Annotated in this window: 19 protein-coding genes; 16 read left to right on the top strand and 3 right to left on the bottom strand. The window is 36.0% G+C overall.

Going from position 1 to position 18,762, the window contains the following annotated elements; translation table 11 throughout:
• Positions 1–2 precede the first annotated feature (2 nt).
• The 11 genes from WKK_RS00600 to rpsP all read left to right on the top strand — a co-directional run bounded on the left by WKK_RS00600 (position 3) and on the right by rpsP (position 11,863).
• Positions 3–305: a hypothetical protein gene (locus WKK_RS00600; RefSeq protein WP_006845509.1), complete on the top strand. Its 303-nt coding sequence runs from the start codon at positions 3–5 to the stop codon at positions 303–305.
• Positions 306–316: 11 nt separating this feature from the next.
• Positions 317–2,002, top strand: coding sequence for an arginine--tRNA ligase (gene argS, locus WKK_RS00595; protein ID WP_006845508.1), 1,686 nt, complete (start codon positions 317–319; stop codon positions 2,000–2,002).
• A gap of 333 nt (positions 2,003–2,335) precedes the next feature.
• A complete protein-coding gene (locus tag WKK_RS00590; RefSeq protein WP_006845507.1) occupies positions 2,336–3,787 on the top strand; it encodes an NCS2 family permease in 1,452 nt (483 codons plus the stop codon).
• A gap of 161 nt (positions 3,788–3,948) precedes the next feature.
• Positions 3,949–5,979, top strand: coding sequence for an ATP-dependent DNA helicase RecG (gene recG / locus WKK_RS00585; RefSeq protein ID WP_013989120.1), 2,031 nt, complete (start codon positions 3,949–3,951; stop codon positions 5,977–5,979).
• Between the two features lie 56 nt (positions 5,980–6,035).
• Positions 6,036–7,079: a phosphate acyltransferase PlsX gene (gene plsX, locus WKK_RS00580; RefSeq protein WP_013989119.1), complete on the top strand. Its 1,044-nt coding sequence runs from the start codon at positions 6,036–6,038 to the stop codon at positions 7,077–7,079.
• 16 nt (positions 7,080–7,095) lie between these two features.
• Positions 7,096–7,347 carry an acyl carrier protein gene (acpP, locus tag WKK_RS00575; protein WP_013989118.1) on the top strand — a complete coding sequence of 84 codons (252 nt, stop codon included), beginning with the start codon at positions 7,096–7,098 and terminating at the stop codon, positions 7,345–7,347.
• Between the two features lie 101 nt (positions 7,348–7,448).
• Complete coding sequence (gene rnc / locus WKK_RS00570; RefSeq protein WP_006845503.1) at positions 7,449–8,144, top strand: ribonuclease III; 696 nt, start codon at positions 7,449–7,451, stop codon at positions 8,142–8,144.
• A gap of 24 nt (positions 8,145–8,168) precedes the next feature.
• The gene (gene ftsY, locus WKK_RS00565; protein WP_013989117.1) at positions 8,169–9,674 is read left to right on the top strand and encodes a signal recognition particle-docking protein FtsY; all 1,506 of its coding nucleotides are present in this window, start codon (positions 8,169–8,171) and stop codon (positions 9,672–9,674) included.
• A gap of 1 nt (position 9,675) precedes the next feature.
• On the top strand, positions 9,676–10,017 hold the full coding sequence (locus WKK_RS00560) for a putative DNA-binding protein (RefSeq protein WP_006845501.1): 342 nt from the start codon (positions 9,676–9,678) through the stop codon (positions 10,015–10,017).
• A 5-nt stretch (positions 10,018–10,022) separates the two neighbouring features.
• Entirely contained in the window at positions 10,023–11,498 is a 1,476-nt protein-coding gene (gene ffh / locus WKK_RS00555; protein ID WP_006845500.1) for a signal recognition particle protein, read from the top strand.
• Positions 11,499–11,590: 92 nt separating this feature from the next.
• On the top strand, positions 11,591–11,863 hold the full coding sequence (gene rpsP, locus WKK_RS00550) for a 30S ribosomal protein S16 (protein ID WP_006845499.1): 273 nt from the start codon (positions 11,591–11,593) through the stop codon (positions 11,861–11,863).
• 344 nt (positions 11,864–12,207) lie between these two features.
• On the opposite strand, the gene WKK_RS00545 is transcribed toward rpsP, so the two are convergent.
• Complete coding sequence (locus tag WKK_RS00545) at positions 12,208–13,605, bottom strand: DHA2 family efflux MFS transporter permease subunit (protein WP_006845497.1); 1,398 nt, start codon at positions 13,603–13,605, stop codon at positions 12,208–12,210.
• Positions 13,602–14,045 (bottom strand): MarR family winged helix-turn-helix transcriptional regulator, encoded by a 444-nt coding sequence (locus tag WKK_RS00540; protein WP_006845496.1) that lies wholly within the window; start codon positions 14,043–14,045, stop codon positions 13,602–13,604. The genes WKK_RS00545 and WKK_RS00540 overlap by 4 nt, the downstream gene beginning before the upstream one ends.
• Before the next feature lie 189 nt (positions 14,046–14,234).
• Between WKK_RS00540 and WKK_RS00535 the strand changes: the two genes are divergently transcribed.
• From WKK_RS00535 to trmD, 3 genes are read left to right on the top strand one after another with little or no spacing between them, the layout of a single operon-like run.
• On the top strand, positions 14,235–14,558 hold the full coding sequence (locus tag WKK_RS00535) for a DUF7671 family protein (RefSeq protein ID WP_006845495.1): 324 nt from the start codon (positions 14,235–14,237) through the stop codon (positions 14,556–14,558).
• A 50-nt stretch (positions 14,559–14,608) separates the two neighbouring features.
• Positions 14,609–15,127 (top strand): ribosome maturation factor RimM, encoded by a 519-nt coding sequence (gene rimM / locus WKK_RS00530; RefSeq protein ID WP_013989116.1) that lies wholly within the window; start codon positions 14,609–14,611, stop codon positions 15,125–15,127.
• Complete coding sequence (trmD, locus tag WKK_RS00525) at positions 15,117–15,857, top strand: tRNA (guanosine(37)-N1)-methyltransferase TrmD (protein ID WP_006845493.1); 741 nt, start codon at positions 15,117–15,119, stop codon at positions 15,855–15,857. The genes rimM and trmD overlap by 11 nt, the downstream gene beginning before the upstream one ends.
• A gap of 72 nt (positions 15,858–15,929) precedes the next feature.
• Here trmD and WKK_RS07175 read toward each other — a convergent pair whose 3' ends face one another.
• Entirely contained in the window at positions 15,930–16,070 is a 141-nt protein-coding gene (locus WKK_RS07175) for a hypothetical protein (RefSeq protein ID WP_013989115.1), read from the bottom strand.
• A gap of 111 nt (positions 16,071–16,181) precedes the next feature.
• On the opposite strand from WKK_RS07175, the gene WKK_RS00520 reads away from it, so the two are divergent.
• Together WKK_RS00520 and uvrC are read left to right on the top strand one after the other, a co-directional pair.
• Entirely contained in the window at positions 16,182–16,838 is a 657-nt protein-coding gene (locus WKK_RS00520) for a histidine phosphatase family protein (RefSeq protein ID WP_006845491.1), read from the top strand.
• A gap of 129 nt (positions 16,839–16,967) precedes the next feature.
• Entirely contained in the window at positions 16,968–18,752 is a 1,785-nt protein-coding gene (gene uvrC, locus WKK_RS00515; RefSeq protein WP_006845490.1) for an excinuclease ABC subunit UvrC, read from the top strand.
• The last annotated feature ends 10 nt before the right edge of the window (positions 18,753–18,762 follow it).

Below are 18,762 nucleotides of genomic sequence, written 5' to 3'. Positions count from 1 at the left end.
GAATGGCTAAAAAAGAACCGCTTGTAAATACATCAGAATTTGATATTGGTGACTATGTTGAAGCACCCGCATTTGCTAATTTCGAACATTCCTTTAAAGGAATTATTGAAAAAATATACGAACATGCCTTATTGGTCATGATTACTGAAAATGATCCAGCTGACGATGCAACTGTGGTTGAATATAACCGACGAGCAATTACCCGAATGAGTGAAACAAAAATTTTAGTTAAGACTGAAAACCCAGCTCCTCGTGAATTGCCTGAAGAAGAAACCACGGATGAGAAGCCAGAAGAAACGAACTAGGAGAAAAGTCGATGGATTATAAAGTAAAAATAGCATCAACATTGTCAACGATTTTACCTGATTTAGATGTTGAGACGTTAAAGGCCAAGATAGAAGTTCCAAAAGATTCAAGCAAGGGTGACTATGCTTTCCCAACCTTCACCTTAGCAAAGGAATTAAAAAAAGCGCCCAATTTGATTGCAAGTGACTTAGTTGACGCAATGGATACTAGTGATTATCAAAAAGTTATTGCAATGGGACCTTATGTTAATTTCTTTTTAGATCCTAAGGCTGCTGGGGCGAATATCTTAAAAGAAATTATTTCCAATGAAAATTATGGGCATAATACAGATGGAGAAGCAGGACATATTACAATTGATATGTCTTCTCCAAATATTGCCAAGCCAATGTCGATGGGACACTTACGGTCAACTGTCATTGGAAATTCTTTGGCAGAAATATCAAAAGCCAATGGTTATCAACCAATTAAAATTAACCATTTAGGTGATTGGGGAACTCAATTTGGTAAGTTGATTGTTGCTTACAAGCAATGGGGCTCAGAGGCTGAGGTCAGAGCTGATCCAATTAATACGTTGGTTCGTTATTATGTTGAATTCCATGCTAAAGCTGAAAATGAACCAGAATTAAATGATCAAGGTCGAGCTTGGTTTAAAAAGCTAGAAGATGGCGATACTGAGGCTTTGGAACTTTGGCAATGGTTTAGAGATGAATCATTAAAGGAGTTTATGGATGTCTATGATTCTTTGGATATTCAATTTGATTCATTCAACGGTGAGGCTTTCTACAACGATAAGATGGAAGCTGTGATCGATCGCTTGGAAGAAAAAGGAAAGCTAGTTGAGTCACAAGGAGCGCAAGTTGTTAACTTGGATGATTATGATTTAAATGTAGCTATGATCAAACGAACCGATGGTGCTACTTTGTATATGACTCGTGACCTTGCTGCTGCGACTTATCGTAAGAAGAACTACAACTTTGTAAAATCTCTTTACATTGTTGGTGGGGAACAACGTGAACATTTCGAACAATTGAAAGCTATTTTGAAAGAAATGGGTTATGAATGGTCTGACGATATTGAACATATCGTATTTGGAATGATTACGGTTGATGGGAAGAAATTATCAACACGTTCAGGTCGAATTATTTTATTGAAGAATGTTTTGGCTGATTCTGAAAATTTGGCTTTGGCTCAAATTAATGAAAAGAATCCTGATCTTCCAAATAAAGAAGAAGTTGCTCATGAAGTTGGAACTGGAGCGGTCGTTTTCCATGATTTGATGAATGAACGGACTTTGAATTTTGACTTTAAACTAGAAGATGTTGTGCGTTTTGAAGGTGATACTGGACCATATGTGCAATATGCTAATGCTCGGGCCCACTCAATTTTGCGAAAAGCAGGTAATCCAGAAATTGATCCAGAACACTTAGAAATTTCAGATGAAAAAGTCTGGGAGACAGTTAAGTTACTTGGGACTTTTAATGAAGTTATTCGTCGGGCCTGGCGTGATCGTGAACCATCAGTGATTGCTAAATATGCTTTGAACTTAGCACGTACTTTTAGCAAGTATTATGCTAATTCAAAAATCTTGGTAGAAGATGATGAATTGAATGCTCGTTTAGCCCTTGTACAAGCGGTATCAAATAATCTGACTGAGTCTTTGCGCCTTTTGGGAGTTAAAGCACCAAGTGAGATGTAATATTAAATTATAAATAAAAAACTAAAATTACGTCTTAACGTAGTTTTAGTTTTTTTATAGAAATATTTAAAAAAATTTAAGATCTGTTTAATTGTGATATTATCTTGACTAATTTTGAAATGAGCGGTATTGTTAAAACAACATTTTAAATCAATCAGTCGTTAACGTGTTCTGCCACAGACTTGAAATAAAATACTTTGATGTTGCTTTTTTAAGTGGCATTATAGGTTTTTGTTGACGACGTAAAGTTTATTACTTTACGTCGTCTTTTATTTCATGCGTCTTTGGTATGGATTCGGAGACGCATATTTTATTTCTCGGGGGATATAAATCGTGTTTGAGCATTTTTTTAAATTATCGGAGAACCATACAACGGTTAGAACGGAAGTCACAGCTGGTTTAACAACCTTTGTGGCGATGGCCTATATTATTTTCTTGAATCCAGCTGTTTTATCAATGACCGGGATGCCATCACAAGGTGTCTTCATGGCCACAATTCTAACAATAATTACTGGAACATTAATTACAGGACTTTTTGCTAATTTACCGTATGCCATTGGACCTTCAATTGGGATGCAAGCAATGTTTACTTATACCATTGTATTTGGCTTAGGCTTTAGTTGGCAACAAGCGTTAGGGATGGTTTTCTTGGTTGGATTAGTTGATGTGATCATTACGTTGACAAAATTAAGATCAGCCATCGTCAAGGCTATTCCAATTTCTTTAAAGCATGCAATTGCTGCTGGAATTGGAATGTTTATTGCCTATATTGGTTTAAAAAATGCGGGATTTATTAACTTTATTGTTGGTGGTGATAGTATTTTAAGCATTAATAATAAACCTTTTCATTCAGGACAAGGAACTAAGGCAATTGAAACAATGGTTGCTGGTGGTGGTACAACTCCATCATTAGCTAACTTTAATACTGCCCCAGTTATATTAGCTTTAATTGGTTTGATTATTATTGTGATTTTAGTAGTGAAACAAGTTCGTGGAGCCTATTTGATTACTGTATTATTAACAACCTTAATTGGAATACCTATGGGAGTAACGAATATTCATGTTGATATTCATAATTCATTTGTTACTACTTTCCATGATTTTGGGACTGTATTTGGGGCAGCGTTGGGTAAAGACGGCCTTTGGTCGATGTTCACTACGCCTAAGCAAATTTTAGTAGTTATTTTAACGGTATTTTCAATGGGACTTTCCGGATTGTTTGATGCGATTGGGACATTCATTGGAACTGGTTTAACAACTGGTATTTTTTCAAAGCAAGATCAAAAAGAATTTGAAGAAGGTAAAGGCTTTAAATCTAAAATGGATCGTGGACTAGTCGCTGATACTTTTGCCACAATGTTTGCTGGAATATATGGAACTTCAAATACGACGACTTTCATTGAATCAGCTTCTGGAATTAATGCTGGAGGTCGTACTGGACTAACTTCTTTGGTCATTGCAATTGGATTTATGTTCTCAATTGTGGCAGCACCACTTGTGGGGGTAATACCTTCTGCAGCCACGGCACCGATTTTGATCATTGTGGGAATCTCAATGATGAATGAGTTCAAGGCCATTGATTGGAATGACTTAGAAGTCGCCATCCCGGCCTTCTTTACTTCCGCATTTATGGCCCTATCATATTCAATTTCATATGGAATTGCAGCTGGGTTCATTTTCTTTATCATCGTTAAGCTTGCCAAAAAGAAAGCTTCTGAAATTACACCGGTACTGTGGGTAGTGGCTTTGCTATTCTTACTAAATTTCATTTCATTAGCATTTTAATTTAAAATATTAAGAAAAAGATCGCCTAATTGAAGCGATCTTTTTTTAATTTATTATGTGATAAAAATAGGTCTAAATTTAAGTGATTTATGATAAAGCTCGTTAGTTATTGTAAAAAAACAATGTATAATTAATAGAATAATAAAAAAGGAGGGGAGACAATGCAATTAAATGATTCGGTCGCAGAACTGAGTGGTGTAGGTCCTAAACGTCTTGATGGGTTGCATCATTTAGGAATTTTTACGATTGAAGACCTTTTAAGCCATTTTCCCTTACGCTATAGTGATCTGGCCACCAAACTACCCTCCGAAGTAGGGAGTGGGGAAAAAGTAACATTCAAAGGTCTTGTTTCTTCTGAACCGGTCTTATCCCGTTATGGATATCGAAAAACACGCATAAATTTCAGACTGCTTGTCGAAAACGAAAATATTGTAGTAACATTCTTTAATCAACCTTGGGTGCAGGAAAAGTTAAAGTTAGGTGAAGAGGTTGCTATATATGGGACCTATGAACAAAGGCGCCAAACCCTGATGGGAATTAAAATTTTAGCCAAAGATAGTATGGATGAACTACAAGCTACTTATCCTGCTTCAAAAGAAGTTACTCAAAAAACATTGAAAGCGCTGATTGAGCAAGCACTTGGTAAATATAAAGAACTCTTTGTAGATTTAATTCCCGAGCCTATTCGATTCCGTTACCGCCTATTACCACGAATGGAAATGCTGTTTGGAGTGCATGTACCAAAAAATGCAATTGAGGCTCATGCTGCTCGTCGAACGGCATCTTTTGAAGAGTTTTTTTTATTTCAAATGCGCTTACAATTATTAAAAATGACAGACCAAAGTTATCATGGACGATCTATTGAGTTTAATAATAATAAATTAAAAGCCTTTATTCAGACATTGCCTTTTGAACTAACAGCTGCTCAAAAAAAAGTGGTGAACGAAATTGTGGCTGACCTACGTCGACCTAAGCATATGAATCGTTTGCTGCAAGGAGATGTAGGGTCTGGTAAAACGGTGGTGGCTGCCTTAGCTATGTACGCAGCTGTATCAGCTGGTATGCAGGCAGCATTAATGGCTCCCACTGAAATTTTAGCTCAGCAACATGCCAAAACTTTGAGCCAATTCTTTGATGTAAATGATGTTCGCATCGAAATATTGACTGGATCAATGAAAGCTGGTCCGCGAAGGCAGATATTAGCTGATTTAGTAAATGGGGATATTGATATTTTAATTGGAACGCATGCTTTAATACAAACGGATATTGCTTTTCACAATCTTGGCCTGGCTGTCATTGACGAGCAGCATCGATTCGGAGTAAAGCAGCGTGCAAAATTGCGTGAAATTGGAATGAATCCCGATATTTTAGCGATGACTGCAACTCCTATTCCTCGTACATTAGCTATTACGGCTTATGGGGAAATGGATGTTTCAGTTATTGATCAGTTACCATCTGGACGAAAGCCCATCAAAACACAATGGTTAAGAAATAATGAATTTGAAAAGGCTGTTAGCTTTATTCGAAAACAACTAGATGAAGGTGCACAGGCTTATGTAGTTACTCCGTTAATTGAAGAATCTGAAACTTTAGATGTTCAAAATGCACAAGCCGTTTATGAAGACCTTATGAAATATTTTGCACCACAGTATCAAGTAGGATTGCTACACGGGCGTTTGTCTAATCAAGAAAAAGATACTGTGATGGAATCTTTTAAACGGAATGAATTTCAAGTCTTAGTGGCAACTACGGTGATTGAAGTCGGGGTTGATGTGCCTAATTCTACAGTTATGTTGATTTTAGATGCTGATCGCTTTGGACTAGCTCAATTACATCAGTTACGTGGACGAGTTGGTCGAGGTCAACGTCAATCATATACTTTTTTGATTTCAGATCCGAAAACTCAATTTGGAATCGAACGGATGGAAGCGATGACTAAAACGACCAATGGTTTTGTTTTAGCTCAAAAAGATCTAGAATTAAGAGGGTCAGGGGACGTTTTGGGAAATCGACAATCTGGAATGCCTGAGTTTAAGGTGGGGGATCCAGTTCATGATTTAATTATGATGGAAACCGCTCAACAAGAAGCTCTTGAAATTGTGAATACTCCCGATTGGGCTGATCAACCTGAAAATATTATGCTTAGTAAATTTTTGTCAGAAACGATGGAAAGATATCGAAATTTTGATTAGGTGTGATTTTATCTATATGATATTATGTAATAATACTAGAAAAAGAGGAAAAAAAGATGTATAAAATCGCCGTAGATGCAATGGGTGGGGATGATGCACCAACCACTGTAGTATCCGGGGTAGAGAGTGCTCGAGACAAATTACCAAATGTAGAATTTGTATTATTTGGAAAACTTGATCAAGTTAAGCCTCTAATTAAAGATATGACCCGAATTAGTTTAGTTCAAGCAGATGATGCAATTGCAATGGCAGATGAACCTGTTAAATCGGTTCGTACTCGTAAAAATAGTTCATTAGTTATGGCTGCCAATGCGGTCAAACATGGTGAGGCTGATGCTTTATTTTCAGCTGGGAATACTGGAGCTCTTTTAGCGGCAGGTATTTTCTTAGTGGGACGTATTAAAGGGATTAGTCGTCCAGCTTTAATGACTTTATTGCCAGCAATGGGTGGTGAACACGATGCTTTTGTGATGATGGATGTTGGGGCCAACGCAGATAATCGTGCTAATCATCTTTATGAATATGGTGTTTTGGGATCGTTTTACGCACATGAAATCTTACACTATGACCAGCCACGGGTAGGTTTGTTAAACAATGGTGGCGAAGAAGATAAGGGCGATCAAATGCATAAAGACGCTCATCAGTTGCTTAAGGCGGGTCATGCAAAACATTTGGTTAACTTTGTAGGAAATGTTGAAGCTGCAAATATTTTACAAGGACCGGCCGACGTAGTAGTATCGGATGGCTTTACAGGTAATGCAACCTTAAAGGCAATTGAAGGAACTGCTAAAACCGTTATGAAAACATTAAAACATTCACTTTCAAATGGTGGAATTCGTGCTAAAATGGGAGCGGGATTATTACTTCCAACATTAAAAGATATAGCACATCAATGGAATCCTGAGCAGTATGGTGGAGCAGTTGTTTTGGGTGTTAAAGCTCCGGTTGTTAAAGCGCATGGTTCCGCCAGTGCAGAGGCAATTTCTGCCACGATGGTTCAAATCGAATCAATGTTAAGTAGTGATTTAATTAATAAGGTTGAAACTTTTGTGGCTGAACATAAAAATGATTTGGCCGCTAGAATTGACAGTCAAGAGTAATTAAGGGAGAAATAAAATGTTAGAGAAAAAAGTAATTTATGATCGTGTGGCAGCCTTAGTGGCTGACCATTTTGAACTTTCAACAGATCAAATCAGTGGTGATTTGAACTTTTTAAATGATATTGACGCTGATTCTATTGATTTTGTGGAATTGGTTTTGGAAATGGAAGATGAATTTGATGCCGAAATTCCAGATGAAGATGCTGATAAGTTAACAACGATTAATCAAACCGTTGATTACATTTATGAACATCAAGCTAAAAAGTAAGCAATATCATGATAATTTAAAAACCGGAACGTTTGTGGGTCCGGTTTTTTGGTATACTTATACAGAGAATAATCAAAGAAGAATATCGAAGGAGATTTTTAATGTTTGCGCAATTACAAGCAGAAATTGCCGATAAATACGGCTTACAATTTAATGATTTAAAATTACTAGAAGAGGCTTTAACGCAAGCTAATTATATTAATGAACATCCAGGTTATCAAGGTCGCGATTATCAACGTCTCGAATTTTTGGGCGATGCAATTATGCAACAATCATCTGCGGTCTATCTTTTTCAAAATTACCCAGACTGGGATGAAGGTCGATTGACAGAGTTGCGAATCTTAATGGTACAAACCCGTTCATTTGCAGCTTTGTCACGTGAGTTACATCTTGATAAATATGTCCAATTGGGTCATGGAGAAGAGATGTCTGGGGCGAGAAATCGAGATTCGCTTTTAGAAGATTTGTGGGAAGCCTTTATCGGGGCATTATTCCTGGATCAAGGTCAAGATGCAGTAATGCATTTGTTAGATCTTGTTTTCTTTTCTAAAATTAAAACAGGTTTCTATGATCGTTTTGTTGATTATAAATCGAAATTACAAGAATTGTTGCAGAAGCATGGATCAGTGGAAATTAATTATGAAAAAATAGCTGAAGAACAAATTGAAAATAATGAGCAAATTTTCACAGTAGCTGTGAGTGTCAATGATAAAAAGCTGGGTGCAGGTCAAGGTAAATCGACAAAAGAAGCGGAAAAAGCGGCTGCACGAGATGCTTATCAAAGTTTAACAAATTAAAATTACAAATGAGGAATTCAAATTATGGGATTATTTGATGCAATAAAAAAGGCATTTACCGGAGAGCCTTCTGAACCCAAGATAACGAAACAGCCGGTTGAAGTAGTAACGTTATATCCACGAATCACGGCTGATAATCCTTTTCAGCCCAAAGTGAAGCAGGCAATTGTTAAAGTCGAACAATTGATACCTAAGGCAATCGAGATTGATTCTGTAATTGATGAAGCAGAGAAAGTTAACGAATCACTAGAAGCTCATACAGAAGCAGAGAAGGTTAGTGATATATCAAAAGTTAATTCTAATGATACGATTACTTTTTCTGAACCAAGTGAACAAGCAAGTCCAGTTGAGGATAACTTTGATGCCAATGAATCTGAATTAGTATCAAATGATTATGAAATAGAGAAAACCGCTGAATTATTAGATCAAAACAATGAACAAATTCATGCAGTTAAAAATTCGGATATTGAGATAGTTGAAGAAGCGTCTGCTGTTTATGAGCCAAATACTGATGTGGTTGCTTCTTCATCTGATTTAGAACAGACAGAAGTATATGAATCAGAAGTAGAGAAGGACATTGAAGAGCCAAATCAACCAACAGAATCAGACTTGGATCAAGGTTTGAATAAAACTAAAAAGTCTTGGAGCCAACGTTGGAACCAATTTATGGCCAACTTTAGACGCGTCGATGAGGACTTTTTTGATGATCTGGAAGAAACTTTGATCAAGGCTGATGTGGGTGCTGAAACCGCCTTTAAATTAACTGATGAATTACGAGATGAAGTTAAGCTTCAAAATGCTAAGAGCAAAGAAGAAGTTTCAAACGTTATTTTACAGAAATTAGTTGATCATTATACTGAACAAGGCCGTGATGAAGATTCATCAATGCATTTCGCTCAATCTGGGCCAACGGTTATTTTGTTTGTAGGAGTTAATGGTGTCGGAAAGACGACTACGATTGGAAAGTTGGCTGCACGTTATAAGCAAGAAGGAAAGAAGGTCTTGCTCGCAGCTGCAGATACATTTAGAGCAGGGGCAACACAACAGTTACAAGTTTGGGGTGAACGAGATGGTGTTGAAGTCATTGCTGGACCACCGGAATCAGATCCGGCTTCTGTAGTATTTGATGGGGTGAAGGCGGCGATTGACCAGCAAGCTGATATCTTATTTGTTGATACAGCTGGACGTTTACAAAATAATGTTAATCTGATGCAAGAATTAGCTAAAATGAAACGTATTATTGAACGTGAATTACCTGATCAGCCAGCTGAAGTTCTCCTAGTATTGGATTCAACAACGGGTCAAAATGCTTTGCAGCAGGCTAAGTTATTCAAAAGTTCAACGGATGTTACAGGAATAGTCTTAACTAAATTAGACGGAACAGCCAAAGGTGGAATTGTTTTGCCAATTCGAAATGAATTACACTTACCTGTTAAATGGATTGGCCTTGGCGAGCAAGTAGGTGATTTAAAACCGTTTGATGCTAATGATTTTGCCAAAAGCTTATTCGGACCATTATTGGAGTTATAAGATGGAACTAGAAAAAAGTATGCGGCTTAATATTCTGTTTGATTTTTATCGTTCTTTATTGACGAGTAAGCAGGATGATTATTTAGAATTATATTATGCAGATGATTATTCACTAGGTGAAATTGCAGATGAATTTTCTGTTTCAAGACAAGCTGTCTATGATAACTTAAAACGAAGTACGCAGCTTTTAGAAAATTATGAAAATAAATTGCATTTATATGCTGAATATTTAAAAAGGCAGGTAGCTGCTGCTGAAATTGAGACATATATTAAAAAAAATTATCAAAATGATCAGCAATTAATTGATTTAATGGAACAATTAATTACGCTTGAGGAGGATTAAATAAAATGGCTTTTGAGGGATTAACAGAAAGACTACAATCTGCATTGAGCGGATTACGAAAAAAGGGAAAAGTTACAGACGCTGACTTACGGGATACAATGCGAGAAATTCGTATGGCTTTGTTGGAAGCCGACGTGGATTATACGGTTGTAAAAAGTTTCGTTCGCGATGTTCGTGAAAAGGCTGCGGGGCAGAAAGTTCTAGAAGGATTAAATCCGGCTCAACAAATTGTTAAAATTGTGAATGATGAGTTAACAGCAATGATGGGGGAACAAGATGTTCCCTTAAATCGTTCACCAAAAATACCCACTGTTATTATGATGGTAGGGTTACAAGGAGCCGGTAAAACTACCACTGCCGGTAAACTTGCTTTTAAGTTAAAGAAAGAACAAAACGCACGTCCACTTATGATTGCTGCTGACATTTATCGACCAGCTGCCATTGATCAATTGGAAACTTTGGGACAACAAATTGATGTGCCAGTATTCTCAATGGGAACTAATGTAGATCCTCGTGAAATTGTGAAGCAAGGGCTTGCTAAAGCTGAAGAATTGAAGTCTGATTATGTCTTTATTGACGCTGCGGGACGTTTACAAATTGATGAAGCATTAATGCAAGAATTAGCTGATGTTAAGGAAATTGCGCAACCTGATGAAATTTTATTGGTTGTTGATGCAATGACTGGGCAAAACGCTACTGAAACGGCAACTGGTTTTAATGATCGTTTGGGTATTACTGGGGTTGTTTTGACTAAGTTGGATGGTGATACTCGTGGCGGAGCAGCACTTTCAATTCGTGCGATCACTAATAAACCCATTAAATTCGTAGGACAAGGGGAGAAGATGACCGATTTGGATGTCTTCTATCCGGAACGAATGGCTTCACGAATTTTGGGAATGGGTGATTTAATGACCCTGATCGAAAAAGCCCAAAAAGATGTTGATGAGAAAAAGGCCGCTGAACAGGCTGAAAAGATGCGTCAAAACACATTTGATTTCAATGATTTCATTGATCAAATGGACCAAGTTCAAAATATGGGTCCTTTGGAAGATTTGATGAAAATGATTCCAGGAATGGCTAATAATCCTGCTTTGCAAAATATGCAGATGGATCCTAAGCAAATTGATCATATGAAAGCTATTGTGCTATCAATGACACCAGCTGAGCGAGAAGACCCAGATCTAATTAATCCTTCAAGACGTCGTCGTTTGGCTGCTGGAGCAGGTCGTCCGATTGTTGAAGTTAACCGAATGATTAAACAATTTAATCAAATGAAGGGCATGATGAGCAAAGCCATGAATGGTAATACCGCTCAAATGGAACAAATGATGGGTTCATTACAAGGTGGCGGTATGCCTGGTATGCCTAGTGGAATGCCGAACATGCCTGGTATGGGCGGTAATATGGGTAAAAAGATGCAAGATATGGCTATGAAGCGTATGGCGCGTCAAATTAAAAAAAATAAGAAAAAGCGCCGCTAAAATAAAAATAATGTGTAAAGGAAAAACACTTTACACTGTTATATAACTCTGGTATTATAATAAGAGTAGAAAATTACCGGAGGAAATTAAACATGGCAGTTAAAATTCGTTTAAAGCGTATGGGATCAAAGAAGCGCCCATTTTATCGCGTAGTTGTAGCAGATTCACGTTCACCTCGTGACGGACGTTTCATTGAAAACGTTGGAACTTACAACCCATTGGTTGAACCAGCTGAAGTTAAGTTGGAAGAAGAAGTTATCATGGGATGGTTGAACAATGGTGCACAACCTTCTGATACAGTTAAAAACTTGTTATCAGAAGCTGGAATCATGAAGAAGTACCATGAAGCTAAGTTCTCAAAGTAATTTGAGGGTTTTATAAAAAGGTTAGTCCGTAGAAATAGGGACTAACCTTTTTTATAGTGTCTTTTAGATGAAATTTTAATGGTTATTAACGTGATAAGAGGCAAAGACTGATGAAGTATTCATACCATGATGATAAATGCTTAAAATGAGATGCTTACGATGTTTTAGTCGAATATAAAAGCCAAAGTGTTGTAAATACATCATCATGTCAAATTTAAAATGATACATACAAATAAATATCAAAAAGAATGCAGTAAATTATTAAGTGTTTTGTTTTATTGTAATTCATTATATACGTAAAAAAAGACTAGTCTTTTATAGACCAGTCTTTTTTAATTATTTATTTATAGATTAGGCATTAATTTATGACCTAATTTAAATGTGAAGTGGTATAAGAAGAAGTTAATGAAGATTAAGATACCAAAGAACATGAAGACATGTTGTGTACCAGATTGCATTACTTCAGCAGCATTGTTACCAGTTCCAGAAGCTAGGAAGCTAGAGGCGATAACAGTTCCAATTGAACCACCGAATTGTTGAAGGGTGTTGAAAATGGCATTAGCGTCAGCTTCTTTTTCAGGACCGGTAATGGTAAGTGCATAAGTCATTGTATTAGCAAATGACATAGCAACTCCAACGGCAAAGATTAGGTAATAAACTAAGATCATTACTGGTGCTAGTTTAAGACTAAAGACAGCGAAGGCGATGATTGCTAAGAATAAGATCGAATTTCCAATGAAAATTGGCTTTTTAGCACCTAGGGTGTCATACATACGACCCCAGACAGGATTTAATAATCCAGAAATTAAGCTACCAGGAAGTAGGATAAGACCACTAATCATAGCAGTAGCATGATCAGCAATTTGTGCATAATTTGGTAAGACGAAATTAATACCAATATTTGAAAATTGAATTAATACGTAAGCAATTAGAGCCAATGTGAAGACAGGGTTTTTAAAAATAGAAATATTAATCAAAACTCGCTTTGAACGATTAGAAACAGCAATGAAAATCCATACTACAATAGCAGTAATAACTAGGCTAAGACCTAATTCACCATTCAACCAACCATGTTGGCTAACTGTATTAAATCCTAGAGTAAGAGTTGTAAACATAATAGTTAATAAGATTAAACGAATCCAATCAAATTTTTGCTTAACAAGTGGTGTGATTTGTTCAATTGAAAATCCTAAGACAAAACCAATAATCATTAATGGTAGGACAATCCAGAAAATATAACGCCAGCTAACAAAGTTAACGACAACTCCACCAAAGGTAGGGCCAAGGGCAGGTGCCATTGAAACAATTAGACCACCTAATCCCATGAAGACTCCACGTTTTTCCATTGGGGCACGTTCAAGAATAATATTAAATAGAAGTGGTAGAACAATTCCAGTTCCGATTGCTTGGATTAGACGTCCTAGTAATAGAACGGAAAAACCAGGTGCTAGGGCACAGGCAAGATCTCCAATAATTGAAAAGATAACACCTGTCATAAAAATATTACGTTCTTTAAATCTTCCTTTAATATAAGAAGAACAAACGATAATAAGAGATACAACCAATAAATATCCAGTTGTAAGCCATTGCACCATTGATAAATCAACGTTAAATTGACGAATCAAAGTTGGGAATGTAACATTCATTGAAGTTTCAATTAAGACACCAATGAATGCCATGATTGCCGCAGCGGCAATCGAGAGGATGTCTCTAGTAGACATCTTTTGAGCGGTATTATTCATTTCTTAGACCTCGTTTTTTCTAAATGATTGGCTGTTTTTAATAATATACTTTTAATGGTTTCACTTTCTTCAGATGAAATTTCAGAAAAGGTATTATCAAAAATAGTCGTAGTGAGTTCATGTATTTCATATCGAATTTCAGCACCCTTATTTGTTAAAAAGAGACGTGTCGTTCGATGATCTTTTTCATCAAGATGTTTTTCAAGATAGCCTAACTCAACTAGTTTAGCAACAGATCTAGTAATCGTACTATGATCTAAAAACATTGTTCGAGTTAGGTCACCTTGAGAAGACTCTGGATGATCTGCAATATAAGATATAAAAAAATAATTGCTGTCGTTCAATCCGTAAGGCTTAAGGACCCGATTTAGTTCAGTACGAATGACACGGCTGACAATTCCAAAGCTTTGAAGTTGGTCATCACTTACCTCTGGGTTCATATATTTCTCCTTTATGTGCAACTGCACATATTAACCGACCTGATTTATACTAAACTCATTTGTCATCAATGTCAAATCTAAAGTTGGTAATTCTTTTAGAATAGCGGATAATCTAAGTAGTTGGCTATTGCGTCGATAGTTAGATTTATCTATAATTAATTACATTGAATAATTAGGACGGTTAAAGATATGGCTAGTAAATATTCAACAGCAGAGTTAGTAGGTGTAATGCTTAAACAAGATTTAAATGGTCAATATCATGTTGAAAACACCGCCCTCCAATTAGCTGATTTTCATAGTTGGCGTGTTGGTAAGCACACTAAAGGAAAATTACGAGGGCCTGGACAGATATTCTTAACTGAACAAAACATGGCGGTTGCACTAGTTGAGGTAAAATCCTTGAGCTTCAAAAATCGGCATGATTTTACGGTTATGGGTCGTTTTACAAATGAAACATTACCTGATGAACAGTTCAATGCGGCTTTACAGAAGTATTTAAGTTTAGAAGCATAGCATTAAAATTCATGAAATATAGTATATCAAAAAAGAGAGTGAGCAATTGAATGTCTTTATATAAAGTAGGAACTATTGTCAATACCCATGGAATTAAAGGGGAAGTTCGGGTAATTTCAACAACCGATTTTTCAACTGAACGGTTTGTGCCAGGTAACAAAATGGTGATTGGGGCAAAAAATAATGTAGAAGTTGAAATTGCAACTGTACGTAACCACAAACAGTTTATCTTATTGAGTTTTAAAGACTTACAAAATATTAATTTTATTGAAAAATATAAAGGAATGGATTTGATGGTTGATGATACTCAAATACCAGTACTTGATCAAAATGAATATTTTTATCATGATATTGTCGGACTTTCTATTATTAATAATGAGGATCAAAGTGTTATTGGAACCGTCAAAGAAATTCTAGAATTACCAGCAAATGATGTTTGGGTAATACAACGGAAGCAAGGATCAGATTTATTGATACCATTTACAGAACAAGTGGTCAAAGAAATTAACTTAGATGACAAAACTGCTAAAGTTGTTCTATTAGAAGAGTGGGTTGCTGATGAGAATTGATGTATTAAGTTTATTTCCCAATATGTTTGCACCTATGCGAGAATCCATTATTGGAAAGGCCATTGAACGTAAACTGGTTGATTTTAATGTAGTTGATTTTCGTGATTTCACTGAAAATAAACATCATAATGTTGATGATGTCATTTATGGTGGTGGGCAGGGAATGCTTTTAACGCCACAACCTATTTATTCAGCGATGGAGCATGTTGAAGCTGTAGCTGGTAACCGAGGGCGTGTGATTCTCTTAGACCCAGCTGGGCGTACTTTTGATCAAAAGATGGCCGAAGAATTATCACAAGAAGAACATTTAACGTTTATTTCTGGACACTATGAAGGATATGATGAAAGGATACGCGATCTAGTTACGGATGAAATTTCCTTGGGTGACTTTGTTTTAACTGGTGGTGAGTTAGGATCAATGGTTATTATTGATGCAACTGTACGGTTATTAGATGAAGCTTTAGGCGATGATATGTCAGCGGTTGATGATTCATTTTCAACTGGGCTTTTGGAATATCCTCAATATACCCGTCCAGCTGATTTTAAAGGTAAAAAGGTTCCTGATGTCTTAATGAGTGGACATCACGCTAATATTGCAGAATGGCGTAAAAAAGAAGCACTTCGCCGGACCTATTTAAGACGGCCTGATTTACTTGAAAATTATGAATTAGATGCAACTGAAAGAAAGCTATTAGCTGAAGTTAAGCGTGAAGAAAAAGATAATAATTAAAAAAGAGGCTGGGACAAAAATGTCCTGGCCTCTCTGTCGTCTGTATAATAATCGACGATTTATCGTGTTTTTTTATTTTTCTTCAGATAATAAATCTTGTGTTTTTTTCTTACCTAAGAAAGCATTTTTTTCGTTATCATCTTTTTTTGGTAATTCGATGAAATTATCAAAAGATGTTTCCATGCTATTTTGACGGTTTGATTGTAATCCCATAGGTGAATTCCTCCTTATTTGTGTTCATTATACTATAATAATAGTAGGTAGACTTTATGAATTGAATTAATTAATATTTTGATTGATTTATTTTGAAATTAGGAGAATGATATGGCTAAATTAACATTGTATTTGGTTCGGCACGGACAAACTTATTTTAATATTTATAACAAATTACAAGGCTGGAGTAATTCGCCTTTGACTAAAAATGGTATCCAAAATGCATTAGACACTGGTCGAAAATTGGCTGAAGTTAAATTTGCTGCTGCTTATTCTTCAGACACAACGCGGGCTGAAGATACAGCTGAATTAATTTTAGCTGAAAATCATCAAAGTAATTTGACCAAAGCTACCAAATCATCCTACTTTAGAGAACAATTTTATGGATCTTTTGAGGGTGATAATATGGATGCGGTTTGGGCTAAAGTTGGTGCACCACAACATTTGACATCATTTGCTGAGATTATTGAATCCTTTTCTATAGCAGAAGCAAAAGATATGATGAAATTAGCTGATCCATTCCATGATGCAGAAGATCAGCATGAGTATTGGGAAAGAATTCAAAAGGGTTTCAAATTAATTTCTGAAAATCATAATTTGCAAGATGGAGATAATGTATTAGTCATTAGCCATGGTAATACATTGCTTAGTCTTATGGAATTATATGGAAAAGGTCAATTCGATTTGAAGATTCGTCCGCAAAACGGAAGCATTACCAAATTAGAATTAGATAATTCCAAAATTAAAGTTTTAAGTTATAACCAATAGATTGATATGGTAATAATATTTTATCTAATTGTTGATAAATTTGAAAAAAACAACAATCAAGAATAAAATTTAATTTTAAATACTTGAAAATGTATAAATAGGGTGAAAATAGTTGTGAAAGAGGGCTCTATGGCATCAGAACATATTGAACAAAAATTAGCCTTATTACCTGATTTACCGGGTTCTTATCAAATGAAAGATCTGAATGGTAAAATTATCTACGTTGGTAAGGCTAAAAACTTAAAAAATAGAGTGCGTTCTTATTTTAAGAGTGAGCATGATGGTAAGACAGCCGAATTAGTTCGTAATGTTGCTGATTTTGATTTTATTGTAACTAGTTCTGAAAAAGAATCGCTCTTACTTGAAATTACGTTGATTCAAAAGTATCAACCATATTATAATATTCGGTTAAAAAGAGGAACGGGTTACCCTTATATTAAAATAACGAATGAAAAGGACCCACAAATTGAGCTAGTTAGTATTGTTAAAAAAGATAATGCACAGTATTTTGGACCTTATCCGAATGTGTATGCTGCTCAAGAAACATTGCATTTTATTCAGAAAAATTATCCACTAAGAAGATGTAGTGGATATCAAGGACGTCCTTGCTTGTACGCAAATATGGGGCAGTGCTTGGGAGCTTGTTGGCATGAAGTTCCAGCTGATGAATATCAAGCGCAAATTAAAAAAATTCAAAGTTTCTTAGCCGGAAATACCCAAGTTGTTACTAAAAAACTACATCAAAAAATGGAAGAAGCGGCAGAAAAGTTAGAATTTGAACGGGCAGCTGATTTACGAGATCAATTACATTTTATTGCTGAAACGGTTGAAAAGCAGAAAATAATTTCTAAAGATGGAACGCCACGTGACCTTTTTAACTTTTATATGGATAAGGGGTGGCTGTCGGTCCAAATTTTCTTCATTCGTCAAGCCCGGTTGTTGAAACGAGAAAAAAGATTATTTGCCATTGTTGATGAACCAAATGAAGAATTAACTAGTTTTATCTTACAATTTTACAATCGTAAAAATACGGTGTTGCCTAAAGAAATCCTAGTACCATCTGGCGTTGATACTAAATTAATTAGTTCTGTTTTGCAAACTATAGTGCGGACGCCGCAACGTGGTGAGAAAAAAGCATTGATGAACTTGGCAGTCGAAAATGCCAAGATTGTTTTAGATGAAAAGTTTCGTTTAATGGAAATGAATGAGAAAAAAACTAACGGAGCCATGCAAGAAATTGCGGATGCTTTAGGAATTGATGAAATTCATCGCATTGAGGCTTTTGATCATTCTCATACACAAGGTGAAGAAATTGTTTCTGCCATGGTGGTCTTTGAAGATGGAATTCCAAATAAACAAAAGTATCGTAAATATAAAATTAAGAGTGTAGATCATGCAGATGAGCGAGCTGAAACCATGGAAGTGATTCGACGTCGTTATTCACGCTTATTAAAAGAACATGCTCAAATGCCGGATCTTGTTTTAATGGATGGTGGGATCATTCAATTAAATGCGGCTAAAGAAGTTTTGGAAGATGAGTTAGGATTAATTGATTTACCAGTAGCGGCGATGGTTAAAAATGAGCATCATAAAACCGCAGATTTGTTGAAGTCGGAAGGCAATGAACATACCGAGCTAGATCCAAAGTCGCAAGGATTCTTTTTATTACAAAGAATCCAAGACGAGGTACACCGATTTGTAATAACATTTCATCGTAATTTACGTTCTAAATCATCACTTGGTTCTAAATTAGATGAAATTGCGGGGGTTGGCCCTAAAACGCGGCAAAAATTGCTCACAAAATATGGATCATTAGGTAAAATTGAAAAAGCACCTGTAGATGAGTTGAAGCAATTGGGACTTTCTGATAAGGTTATTCAATCACTTAAAATATCACTCGGTGCAATTCATTGACGTAGGTATT

Source organism: Weissella koreensis KACC 15510 (genome assembly GCF_000219805.1).
GTDB classification, from domain to species: Bacteria; Bacillota; Bacilli; order Lactobacillales; family Lactobacillaceae; genus Weissella; species Weissella koreensis.
This window is presented reverse-complemented; position numbering and strand designations above follow the sequence as displayed.